The organism is Streptomyces sp. P5F9, assembly GCF_057961495.1.
On record NZ_JBXVPZ010000317.1, the window covers coordinates 1 to 11,485 of the forward strand.

General features: G+C 68.3%; 12 protein-coding genes and 1 pseudogene. 8 read left to right on the forward strand and 5 right to left on the reverse strand.

Annotation, left to right across the window (positions count from 1 at the left end; translation table 11 throughout):
- From AC31A1_RS35820 to pstB, 6 genes and pseudogenes are all read left to right on the forward strand, one after another.
- Positions 1 to 309 (forward strand): annotated as a pseudogene (locus tag AC31A1_RS35820) (CHAD domain-containing protein); the annotation flags it as partial.
- A gap of 41 nt (positions 310 to 350) precedes the next feature.
- Positions 351 to 791, forward strand: coding sequence for an NUDIX hydrolase (locus tag AC31A1_RS35825; RefSeq protein ID WP_489657321.1), 441 nt, complete (start codon positions 351 to 353; stop codon positions 789 to 791).
- Positions 792 to 1,118: 327 nt separating this feature from the next.
- Positions 1,119 to 2,249 carry a phosphate ABC transporter substrate-binding protein PstS gene (gene pstS, locus AC31A1_RS35830; RefSeq protein ID WP_489657322.1) on the forward strand — a complete coding sequence of 377 codons (1,131 nt, stop codon included), beginning with the start codon at positions 1,119 to 1,121 and terminating at the stop codon, positions 2,247 to 2,249.
- Positions 2,250 to 2,357: 108 nt separating this feature from the next.
- Positions 2,358 to 3,368 (forward strand): phosphate ABC transporter permease subunit PstC, encoded by a 1,011-nt coding sequence (pstC, locus tag AC31A1_RS35835; protein WP_489657323.1) that lies wholly within the window; start codon positions 2,358 to 2,360, stop codon positions 3,366 to 3,368.
- Positions 3,365 to 4,426, forward strand: a complete 1,062-nt coding sequence (gene pstA, locus AC31A1_RS35840) for a phosphate ABC transporter permease PstA (protein WP_489657324.1) — start codon at positions 3,365 to 3,367, stop codon at positions 4,424 to 4,426. The genes pstC and pstA overlap by 4 nt, the downstream gene beginning before the upstream one ends.
- 47 nt (positions 4,427 to 4,473) lie before the next feature.
- On the forward strand, positions 4,474 to 5,250 hold the full coding sequence (gene pstB, locus AC31A1_RS35845; protein WP_318017226.1) for a phosphate ABC transporter ATP-binding protein PstB: 777 nt from the start codon (positions 4,474 to 4,476) through the stop codon (positions 5,248 to 5,250).
- Between the two features lie 114 nt (positions 5,251 to 5,364).
- Here pstB and AC31A1_RS35850 read toward each other — a convergent pair whose 3' ends face one another.
- The 3 genes from AC31A1_RS35850 to AC31A1_RS35860 all read right to left on the reverse strand — a co-directional run bounded on the left by AC31A1_RS35850 (position 5,365) and on the right by AC31A1_RS35860 (position 7,573).
- Entirely contained in the window at positions 5,365 to 5,781 is a 417-nt protein-coding gene (locus AC31A1_RS35850; protein ID WP_489657325.1) for a hypothetical protein, read from the reverse strand.
- A 165-nt stretch (positions 5,782 to 5,946) separates the two neighbouring features.
- The gene (locus tag AC31A1_RS35855; RefSeq protein WP_489657326.1) at positions 5,947 to 6,945 is read right to left on the reverse strand and encodes an inorganic phosphate transporter; all 999 of its coding nucleotides are present in this window, start codon (positions 6,943 to 6,945) and stop codon (positions 5,947 to 5,949) included.
- Positions 6,946 to 6,952: 7 nt separating this feature from the next.
- Positions 6,953 to 7,573 (reverse strand): DUF47 domain-containing protein, encoded by a 621-nt coding sequence (locus AC31A1_RS35860; RefSeq protein ID WP_043672967.1) that lies wholly within the window; start codon positions 7,571 to 7,573, stop codon positions 6,953 to 6,955.
- Positions 7,574 to 7,770: 197 nt separating this feature from the next.
- On the opposite strand from AC31A1_RS35860, the gene AC31A1_RS35865 reads away from it, so the two are divergent.
- Positions 7,771 to 8,160, forward strand: a complete 390-nt coding sequence (locus AC31A1_RS35865; protein ID WP_489657329.1) for a metal-sensitive transcriptional regulator — start codon at positions 7,771 to 7,773, stop codon at positions 8,158 to 8,160.
- Between the two features lie 26 nt (positions 8,161 to 8,186).
- Here AC31A1_RS35865 and AC31A1_RS35870 read toward each other — a convergent pair whose 3' ends face one another.
- Together AC31A1_RS35870 and AC31A1_RS35875 are read right to left on the reverse strand one after the other, a co-directional pair.
- Positions 8,187 to 8,369: a hypothetical protein gene (locus AC31A1_RS35870; RefSeq protein WP_033281353.1), complete on the reverse strand. Its 183-nt coding sequence runs from the start codon at positions 8,367 to 8,369 to the stop codon at positions 8,187 to 8,189.
- A 107-nt stretch (positions 8,370 to 8,476) separates the two neighbouring features.
- Positions 8,477 to 9,355, reverse strand: a complete 879-nt coding sequence (locus AC31A1_RS35875; RefSeq protein ID WP_489657327.1) for an SCO4651 family lipoprotein — start codon at positions 9,353 to 9,355, stop codon at positions 8,477 to 8,479.
- Between the two features lie 402 nt (positions 9,356 to 9,757).
- Between AC31A1_RS35875 and AC31A1_RS35880 the strand changes: the two genes are divergently transcribed.
- On the forward strand, positions 9,758 to 11,326 hold the full coding sequence (locus AC31A1_RS35880; protein WP_489657328.1) for an FAD-binding oxidoreductase: 1,569 nt from the start codon (positions 9,758 to 9,760) through the stop codon (positions 11,324 to 11,326).
- Positions 11,327 to 11,485: the final 159 nt, after the last annotated feature.

Sequence of the window (11,485 nt, forward strand, 5' to 3'; positions counted from 1 at the left end):
CACCCCCAGGACGGCCCCTGGCACCAGGTACGCCTGCTGCTGCGCCTGCACCGCTACGCCGGTGAGGTCCTGCACGGGGACGGCGCACCACTGGACGTACGCCTGCTGGCGGCGGGCCAGGCCCTCAATCTGCACCGGGACGCCTCGGAGGCAGCGGCGGCGGCCGCGTCGGCGGCCCGCACCCCGCGCATCGCCCCGGCGACCGCGTACGCGCTCGGCGTGCTCCACGCCGACCAGCGCCACGAGGTGGAGGCGGCCCGCTTCGCCTTCCAGCAGTCGTGGCAGAAGCAGGCGGTGGGCACCGCCTGACGCCCTGAACGAACCCGCACGGAGGAGACGGTGAACGACCAGTGACTTCCACGCACGACACCACCGTCCAGGCGGCCGGCTGCGTCCTGTGGCGCCGCCCGTCCGCCGGAGCCCTCGAACTGGCGCTGGTCCACCGGCCCAAGTGGGACGACTGGTCGTGGCCCAAGGGCAAGCTCAAGCGGGGCGAGACGTTCGAGGAGGCGGCCCGCCGCGAGGTGCTGGAGGAGACCGGCTGCACGTGCCGTCTGGGGACACGGCTCCCGTCGGCCCAGTACCTCGACCACCAGGGGCGGCCCAAAGAGGTCCGCTACTGGGCGGCGGAGGCGACCGGCGGAGCCTTCCAGCCCAACGACGAGATCGATGTGCTGCTCTGGCTGCGGCCGGACGAGGCCCACGAGCGGCTCAGCTACGAGCGGGACCGGGACCTGATCTCTCTCGCGCTGATGGCCGTCGGCACCGACGAGGACGAGCGGGAGACGTGAGCGGCTCGTGCGGTTCTCCCCGGCGGCCGTCCTGAACCGCCTCACCCAGCCGGGGGACCATCCCCTCGCGGACGCGCTCCCGGCCGCTCCGCAGCTGGCATAGTCCGGAATCAGCCCGTGTCCTCGACGTGAGCGTTCCGTGACCTAACCGCACCGCCCACAGGGGTTCACCCTCCGTTCACTTATGCCCATAGGCGCCTTCACCTGTTCTGCCTACTTTCGGCCTTACGCGATGCGAGCCGCGACCTGGGGGTCGCCACCCGCGTCACCCCGTCTTCGCACGCCGCCGTAATTCAGGACGGCGGCTCTCGGAAGGAACTCTTTCAAGTGAAGCTTCAGCGCATGAACCGGCGGGCCCTCACCCTCGGTGCTCTCGCCGTCTCCGGCGCCCTGGCCCTCACGGCGTGCGGCTCGGACGACAACGGCGGCTCGTCGAACAGCAGCAGCTCGTCGACGGCCAACGCCAGCGCCGCCAACTGCGGCACGGCGAAGAAGGGCCAGCAGCTGCTCGCCGACGGCTCGTCCGCGCAGAAGAACGCGATCGACGCGTGGGTCAAGGCCTTCAGCCAGGCCTGTGGCGTCCAGATCAACTACAAGGGCGGCGGCTCCGGCGCCGGTGTCACCTCCTTCAACCAGGGCCAGCTGGCCTTCGCCGGTTCGGACTCGGCGCTGAAGCCCGAAGAGGTCACCGCCTCCAAGCAGGTCTGCTCCGGCGGCCAGGGCATCGACCTCCCGATGGTCGGCGGCCCGATCGCGCTCGGCTACAACGTCCCGGGTGTCGACAACCTGGTCCTGGACGCCCCGACGCTCGCCAAGATCTTCGACAGCAAGATCACCAAGTGGAACGACGCGGCGATCAAGAAGCTGAACCCGTCCGCCACGCTGCCCGACCTCAAGATCCAGGCGTTCCACCGCTCGGACGAGTCCGGCACCACGGACAACTTCACCAAGTACCTGATCGCCACCACCGCGGCCAACTGGAAGTACTCCGGCGGCAAGGCCTGGCAGGCCAAGGGCGGCCAGTCGGCAGCCGGCTCCGCGGGCGTGGCCGCGGGGGTCAAGCAGACCTCCGGCGCCATCGGCTACTTCGAGCTCTCCTACGTCGGTGACGGCGTCAAGGCCGTCAGCATCGACACCGGTGCCGCCGCCCCGGTCGCGCCCAGCACCGACAGCGCCACCAAGGACATCGCCGACGCCAAGGTCGTCGGCACCGGCTCCGACCTGTCGCTCAAGCTGAACTACAACACCAAGGCCGAGGGCGCGTACCCGATCACCCTGGTGACGTACGAGATCGTCTGCGACAAGGGCAACAAGGCCGACACGCTGCCCGCGACGAAGGCGTTCCTCACCTACATCGCCAGCGAGGAGGGCCAGAAGGTCCTCAGCACCATCGACTACGCGCCGATCCCCGACGCGATCATCACCAAGGTTCGCAGCACCATCGCGAGCATCAGCTAGTCCGAGTGTGCGGCCGGGTCCCGGACCAGGGACCCGGCCGCACCGTCCGGTGCACCGCCGCCACGGACCGCACACAGCACGTGTGGACCCGCAGACCGGAGAAACCCGATGGATATATCGACAAAGAACCCCGCAGAGGCACCGCCTCCCACCCCCCAGCCCACCGCCGCGGAGCAGAAGCGCGCGGCCCGTGGCGCCACCCGACCCGGTGACCGGATCTTCCTCGGTCTCTCCCGCGGGTCGGGCATCCTGCTGTTGGTGATCATGGCCGCGATCGCGGTCTTCCTCACCTATCGCGCCTCGCTCGCGATCAGCAAGGACCACGCGAACTTCCTCACCACGTTCGAGTGGAACACCAACCTGCTGCCGCCGAAGTTCGGCATCGCCGTCCTGGCGTTCGGCACGGTGGTGTCCTCGATCATCGCCATGGTCATCGCGGTCCCGATCGCGGTCGCCATCGCCCTCTTCACCACGCATTACGCCCCGCGCAAGCTCCGCGGCCCGGTCTCGTACGTCATCGACCTGCTGGCCGCCGTACCGTCCATCGTGTACGGCCTGTGGGGCGCCCTGATCCTCGTACCGCACATGGTCGGGCTCTTCGGGTGGCTCAACGACTACTTCGGCTGGACCGGGATCTTCTCCTGGGACGAAGGCGCCCCGCGCTCGATGCTCACGGTCGGCGTCCTGCTCGCGATCATGATCCTGCCGATCATCACCAACGTGAGCCGTGAGGTCTTCCGCCAGGCCCCGCAGATGATCGAGGAGGCGGCCCTCGCCCTGGGCGCCACGCGCTGGGAGGTCATCCGCATGTCGGTGCTGCCCTTCGGCCGCTCCGGCGTGATCTCCGCCTCGATGCTCGGTCTCGGCCGTGCGCTCGGCGAGACGATGGCCGTCGCCACCGTGCTCTCCCCGGACTTCATCATCCACGCCAGCCTGCTCAACCCGGGCGGCGGAACCTTCGCCCAGAACATCGCCAGCAAGTTCAGCGAGGCGTCGGCGGACGGCCGGGACGCGCTCATCGCGTCCGGTCTCGTCCTGTTCGTCATCACCCTGCTGGTCAACGGCGCGGCCCGGCTCATCATCGCCCGCCGCGCGGAGTACTCGGGGGCCAACGCATGAGCCACGCAGCCGTAGCGGAAAAGCCCGCGAGCACCCTCCAGGGCGCCACCCTCCCGAAGTGGTCGCCGTACGCGATCGCCGGCGGGTCGGTCGTCCTGGCCGTCCTCATCGGACTGGCCGGCAGCCTCGACAGCAAGATCCAGTGGGGCCTGATCGCGGCGATCCTCTTCGTCGTCGGTACGTACGTCATCGCCTCGCGCGTCGAGGGCAGCCGCCAGGCCAAGGACCGGATCGCGACCAGCCTGGTCTGGGTCGCGTTCCTCATCGCCGTCGTCCCGCTCGTCTCCCTCCTGTGGACGACGATCTCGCGCGGTGTGAAGGTCCTCGACGTCTACTTCCTGACCCACTCGATGGGCGTGGTCGCCGACTCCGAGCCCGGCGGCGGTATCTACCACGCCATCATCGGCAGCCTGGAGCAGGTCGGCCTCGCCACCCTGATCGGCGCCCCCATCGGTGTGCTCACCGCGATCTACCTGGTCGAGTACGGACGCGGCGCCCTCTCCAAGTGGGTCACCTTCTTCGTCGACGTCATGACGGGCATCCCGTCGATCGTCGCGGGTCTGTTCATCCTGTCCCTGATGCTCATGTGGGACATGGAGCCCTTCGGCTTCGCCGGTTCCTGCGCCCTGGCCATCCTGATGATGCCGGTCGTGGTCCGCTCCACCGAGGAGATGCTGAAGCTCGTACCGAACGAGCTGCGCGAGGCATCGCTCGCCCTCGGCATCCCGAAGTGGCGCACGATCCTCAAGGTCGTCCTCCCCACCGCGATCGGCGGCATCACCACCGGCATCATGCTGTCGGTGGCCCGTATCGCCGGTGAGACCGCGCCCGTCCTGCTGCTGGTGTTCGGCAACCCGTTCATCAACAACGACCCGTTCCACGGGGCGCAGGCGTCGCTGCCGCTGTACATCTACCAGCAGTTCGCGCAGAGCGCGGGCGCCGGAGCGGCCTACGACCGCGCCTGGGCGGCCTCGCTCACCCTGATCGCCTTCGTGATGATCCTCAACCTGGTGGCCCGCGGCATCGCCCGCTGGAAGGCCCCCAAGACCGGTCGCTGACCGCGACCCCCTCAGCGACCGTTCTGAAGTCTGGAAGTGAAGCAGTCATGTCCAAGCGAATCGACGTCAGTGGGCTCACCGCCTACTACGGCTCCCACAAGGCAATCGAAGACATCTCGATGACGGTCGAGCCCCGCTCGGTGACGGCCTTCATCGGCCCCTCCGGCTGCGGCAAGTCGACGTTCCTGCGCACGCTCAACCGCATGCACGAGGTCACGTCCGGCGGCCGCGTCGAGGGCAAGGTCCTCCTGGACGACGAGGACCTCTACGGCCACGGCATCGACCCGGTGTCGGTCCGCCGCGAGATCGGCATGGTCTTCCAGCGCCCGAACCCGTTCCCCACGATGTCGATCTTCGACAACGTGGCGGCGGGCCTGCGCCTGAACGGCAGCTACAAGAAGAGCGAGCTGTCGGACGTGGTCGAGAAGTCCCTCAAGGGCGCGAACCTCTGGAACGAGGTCAAGGACCGCCTGAACAAGCCGGGTTCGGGCCTGTCGGGCGGCCAGCAGCAGCGACTGTGCATCGCGCGGGCGATCGCGGTGGAACCGAAGGTCCTGCTGATGGACGAGCCCTGCTCGGCCCTCGACCCCATCTCGACCCTGGCCATCGAGGACCTGATCGGCGAGCTGAAGGAACGCTTCACGATCGTCATCGTGACGCACAACATGCAGCAGGCGGCGCGTGTCTCGGACCGTACGGCCTTCTTCAACCTCGCGGCGGTCGGCCAGCCCGGCCGCCTGATCGAGATCGACGACACGGAACGCATCTTCTCCAACCCGTCGGTCCAGGCCACGGAGGACTACATCTCGGGCCGCTTCGGCTAGACGCCGGCCCCAAGAACCCCTCGCGGTGCTGCATGGCGGTGCCACCGCGAGGCCGAAAAGGGCCCGCCCCCGGCTCCCGGGGGCGGGCCCGTCCGTTTGTCCGGCCGAGCAGTCCTAGAGGGGGCTACCGGCGTACTGCCTTTCCCAGGCGCTGCACGTGCTCTCCTTCACATCACCGTCGTCCCGGAGACAGACCTGGATGTACACGTACGAGGTCTCGGAGACGTTGTGGCTCTCGTACTCGCAGTTGCCGGAGCCGTTGCCGTCGTAGATCGAGTGCTCGGTGCCGCTGGCACCGACCTTCCAGTAGCCGATGACACCGGCGCCGTCCGCCTTGTTGTCGCAGACCCCGAAATGGTCGCCGTAGCTCTCGAAGTACATGGATCCGGCCCAGTCGACGTACGAGCCCGACGCGACGGTCTCGGCCTCGGCTCTCGCAGCCGACGCGGGAGAGGCCGAGTAGAGGAGCAGGCCCGTGAGAGCCGACGCCACCCCCGCCCCGGACATGAGGTGACGACGAAGTTTGGACATAGGGACCCCCACCCTCGTATGGCGCGTTCTATTCGAACGCTTGAGCCCCAGAAGTTAGCAGCGATCCCGGCGCCACCACCGGGTTTTCGAGAAAGCGGTTGCACTCTCACAGGAATGGCCCGCTCCGGAGACCGGAGCAGGCCATCGACCAGTGTGAAGCGAGGGCTACAGGAACGCGAGGTCCACAACCCAGAACGAGCACGCGGCCACCACCGCGGCCGCCGGCATCGTGATGAACCACCCCAGCACGATGTTCTTGGCAACACCCCACCGAACCGCGTTGACCCGCTTCGTCGCCCCGACACCCATGATCGCCGAGGTGATGACATGCGTCGTGGAAACCGGCGCCTTGAAGAGATACGCGGTGGTGAACATGATCGCCGCACCCGTGGTCTCCGCCGCGAACCCCTGCGGCGGATCCAGCTCGATGATCTTCCGCCCCAGCGTCCGCATGATCCGCCACCCGCCCGCGTACGTCCCCAGCGACAGCATCAGCGCGCAGACGATCTTCACCCAGACCGGAATCGGATCGCCGTAGGTCGAGTGGCCGGAAATCACCAGGGCCATCACGACGACGCCCATGGTCTTCTGCGCGTCCTGGAGACCGTGACCGAGGGCCATCCCGGCCGCGGACACGGTCTGCGCGATACGGAACCCCCGCTTCGCCTTGTGCGGGTTCGCCTTCCGGAAGATCCACATGATCGCCGTCATCACCAGGTAACCGCCGACCAGACCGACGACCGGCGACACGAACATCGGCACGATGACCTTGTCGACGACCCCGTGCCAGATGACATCCGTACCGCCCGCGAGCGCGGCCCCCACCATGCCGCCGAACAACGCGTGCGAGGACGACGACGGCAGCCCGAAGTACCAGGTGACCAGGTTCCAGGTGATCGCGCCGATGAGCGCGGCGAAGAGGATGCCCATCCCCTTCGACCCCTCGGGCGTCTCGATCAGCCCCTCACTCACCGTCTTGGCGACCCCGGAACCGAGAAACGCACCGGCGAGATTCATCACGGCGGCCATCGCGAGCGCAGCGCGCGGAGTCAGCGCCCGGGTCGAGACGGACGTGGCGATGGCGTTCGCGGAGTCGTGGAAACCGTTCGTGTACGTGAAAAAGAGCGCGACCAGAATGGTCACGACCAGAGCGAAGGTGTCCATGGAGAGGTCAGGACTCCTTGACGGCGATGGTCTCCACCGTGTTCGCCACGTGCTCGAACGCGTCCGCCGCTTCCTCCAGCACATCCACGATCTGCTTGAGTTTCAGCACCTCGATGGCCTCGTACTTGCCGTTGAAGAGCATGGCCAGCAGCTTGCGGTGGATCTGGTCGGCCTGGTTCTCCAGCCGGTTGACCTCGATCCAGTACTCGGTGAGGTTCTCCATCGTGCGCAGGTTCGGCATGGCCTCGGCGGTGAGCTCCGCCGCCCGCGCCAGCACCTCGATCTGCTGCTCGACGCCCTTGGGCAGCTCCTCCACGTTGTAGAGGACGACCAGGTCGACGGCCTCCTCCATGAAGTCCATGATGTCGTCGAGGCAGGAAGCGAGGTTGTAGATGTCCTCGCGGTCGAAGGGCGTGATGAAGGAGGAGTTCAGCTGATGGAAGATCGCGTGCGTGGCATCGTCACCGGCGTGTTCCGCGGCCCGCATACGCTCTGCGATCTCGGCCCGGCCGGCGGTGTCCGCCCCGAGCAGTTCCATGAGGAGTTTCGAGCCCGTGACGATGTTGTCCGCGGACGCGGCGAACATGTCGTAGAAGCTCGTCTCCCTGGGGGTCAGACGAAAGCGCACAAGGGGTCCTCGGGATGCATGGGTTTCGGTCAGGCTGATGCTAAGTGCATCATCCGGCCACGGCTAATGGGCCGTCCCCCAGTGTCGCCCATCAGGCACAGTGATCCGCACGGGGGCGTACCAAGGGCCCTATACCCAGCAAAGTTCGTTACGATATACCCACTAGGGGTATATGTCTGGAGGACGCGATGGACGCGATGACGACCACCGAGGCCGGCGCGGCGGCAGCGCCCTCCGAACCGACGCAAGAACCGCCGCGAGAACCGGCACACGAGCTGGTCGAAGACCTGGCTCAGGAACCGGTCACTCACGGTTACCACCACCAGAAGGACGAGCACGTCAAACGCCTGCGCCGGATCGAGGGCCAGATCCGCGGTCTGCAGCGCATGGTCGACGAGGACGTCTACTGCATCGACATACTCACCCAGGTGTCCGCCTCCACGAAGGCCCTCCAGTCGTTCGCGCTACAGCTCCTGGAGGAACACCTGAGGCACTGCGTCGCCGACGCGGCGGTCAAGGGCGGCGAGGAGATCGACGCGAAGGTCGACGAGGCGACCAAGGCGATCGCCCGACTCCTCCGTACGTAACTAACCAGTGCGAGCGGCCCGACCGGTTAGTCGGGCGTACAGGACGACGCGTCCCGTTCCTCGGCGACCTTCAGCACCTCGTCGATGCTCTCCAGGCTGAGCCGGTCCTCGGCGGCCGAGGCCGCGATGATCAGGTCTCCGCACAGCTCGATCTCGGCGAGGGCCACGTGGTCCTGAACTGCCGTACCGCCGACCGGAGCCACGTGCATCACCTCTTCTCTGCCGTCACCGACTTCCTAGAGTAGGGAGCGGTCTACACAACGCGCATGGCACGGACGGGCTAGTCCTCACCCCGACCCACACCGATCGATTCAGGTCACTTCTCGGCGATCTGCCCGGCATAGATGTCCTTCGACGCCGGAAGTCGTACGTCCACGGAGGCCCCGAAGTCGTACAGCAACGTCGTCGAGGCGACCGCCACGGCGCTACGGCGCTGCCCGTTGACGAAGCTGAACCGCTGGCGGACCTTGCGGACGCGGCCCTGGTCGTCGAGGTAGACGTCGAAGGGCACCCGGGCGGTGGCGAACCCTTTCGCCGCCGACCTCAGAGCCGCCTCGTTCCCCGCCGACGCGCTCCGTGCGGCGACGGCGAGATCGGCGACCCCCCGATAGTGACGCACGGAGGCCCCGGCCACCTCCGTCTTCCCCAGATACGTCGCCGTAGTCGTCCCGCGCAGCAACTCGGCGGCGGCGTACGGGTCGGTGGCGCCGCCGGTCACGAGGTTCCCGTCGGTCAGCGTCCCCGTGTCGACCCGTACCCATTTGTCTGCGGGCACCCCGGCACCCCTGTTCTTCATGAACAGGGCGCCCGGCGCGAGGAGTTCGGTGATCGGCCGGTGCTCGCTGGCGCCGGCCGGGTCCTGCGGCAACTGCACCGTCAGCCGGCCGAGCTGCCGACGGAAGTCGTAGACGCCCTCGCCGCGGATGGTCACGCGGGTGCCGCCGGTGGCCATCTCCATGGACGTACGGGCCTGTGAACTCCCCGCCGCCACAAGGGAGTCGGCCGCGCGCCGCACCACCGCGACCGCGTCCCCACCGCCGCGCGCGTCCGCGGTCGCCGCCCCGTCACCGGCACCGCACCCACCGGCGCCGACACAGACCCCGACCATGAGTCCCGCCGCGACGACCGCCCCGCCTGCCGCCCACCGGTCCCGGCTCCGCCCGACCGGGAGGATCCCCGTCCGCTGCCGCTCCATAGCCTGCCGTACCCCCGTACGTCGTCACGGGCCCTGTCGTTCCGCTTAACGACGGGTAGATGGGCCCGTCACGCGTCGTCGCGGCCGTACAACCGCCCTATGGGCGTCGCGCGACCGCCATACGAGCGCTTTACCCGGGCTCGGTACCTTGGTCGATGTGGCGCAGCAGGACGAACGGCAGGCTCCCCCCGTACATCCCGAACACCGCACGACGACGGTCGAGCAGGGCCCCTTCTGCTTCGCCCGTTGCGTCTGCGGCTGGCGGGGCCCGGCGAGACGGGCGAGAAGCCTGGCCAGGACGGATGCCACGGGGCATCTGCCTGTTCCGAACCTGTGACATGCGCACGAGAACTTGTCGGGTCCGGCCCGTATCTCACTTGACGGAACCCCACAGGAGGCGAAATGGAACGGCGTTCGTTCATAGGCGGCGGCGTGGCCGCAATAGCGGCGGTCGCGGCCACCGCGTGCAACGGCAGGAACACCGGCGGCGGTGACGCGACCGCCACGGCGACCAACGCCTCCGCCACGGGCACGACCGGCCTGCGCACCACGACCGCCGCGGCCGCCGCCAACTGGGCCGCCCTGGCCCGCGAGCTGGACGGCACCCTGGTCCGCCCCGGTGACGCCTCCTGGAAGACGGCCCACCAGCTCTACAACACCCGCTTCGACTCCCTGAAGCCCGCCGCGGTGGCGTACGTCGCGAACCCCGACGACATCCGCTCGGTCCTCTCCTACGCCCGCGCCCACACCATCCGCGTCGCGATCCGCAACGGCGGCCACTCCTACGCCGGCTACTCCTCCGGCGACGGCCGTCTCATCCTCGACGTGTCGAAGCTGAACAAGATCCGGGCGAGCGGCTCCTCCGCGGTCGTCGGCGCCGGCGCCAAGCTGATCGACGTGTACCGGGGCCTCGCCGCGAACGGCGTGACGATCCCCGCGGGCTCCTGCCCGACGGTCGGCGTCTCCGGCCTCACCCTGGGCGGCGGCCACGGCGTGGTCTCCCGGGCGTACGGCCTGACCTGCGACAGCCTCACCCAGGCCACGCTGATCACGGCGGACGGCAAGCAGCTGGTCGCCAACTCCACTGAGAACAAAGAGCTGTTCTGGGCGCTGCGCGGCGCGGGCAACGGCAACTTCGGCGTCGTGACGGAGCTGCAGTTCAAGACCCACCCCGCACCCCAGGCCGTATCGGGCTATCTGACCTGGCCGTCGTCGATGGCGGCGGCCGTGGTGAAGGCCTGGCAGGAGTGGGGCCCGGACCAGCCCGACGAGATCTGGTCGTCCTGCCACCTGACGAACAGACCGGGCGGCACCCCCAAGGTCTCAGTGGCCGCGTTCTCCCTGGGCACCTACAACGAACTCCAGAACGCGGTCGACAAGCTGGCCCACCTGGTCGGCGGCAACGCGTCGAGCGTCTCGCTGAAGCGGCACACGTACGAGGAGTCGATGAACGCGTACGCGGGCTGCTCGTCGTTCTCGACGGACGCCCAGTGCCACCTGCCCGGCTCGACCCCGGGCCGCTCCCCGCAGGGCGCGCTGGCGCGGGAGACCTACGTGGGCCGCTCCGACTTCTTCGACCGCTCGATCTCGGCCACGGGCATCCAGACCATGCTCAACCAGATGAAGGCGGTCCGGGGCAACTCCGGCGACATCGCCCTGACGGCCCTCGGCGGCGCCGTCAACCGCGTCTCCCCCACGGCAACGGCCTTCGTCCACCGCCGCTCCCGCATCCTGGCCCAGTACATAGTCTCCTGGCCCTCCGGCACGGCCGGCACGTCAGCCCAGTCCTGGCTGACGTCCTTCCACAACGCCATGAAGCCCTACGCCTCCGGCGCGGCCTACCAGAACTACACAGACCCGACCCTGACGAACTGGCGCAAGGCGTACTACGGCGACGCGGCCACCCGCCTGGCCACCTTGAAGAAGCAGTACGACCCGAGTCACTTCTTCACGTATCCCCAGGGGCTCTAGTCAGCTCCGGTTGCGCAATGCCCTAAGGGGCGCGGGGAACTGCGCGCCCAGCCACAACGCACCCGCAGCCGACGAACCGACCTCCAGCCTGAGCCTTCAAGCCGCGAGGTCCCGCTCCTCAGTACCGGACGACTCCGTACGCGCCCCCGGAATCAAGGC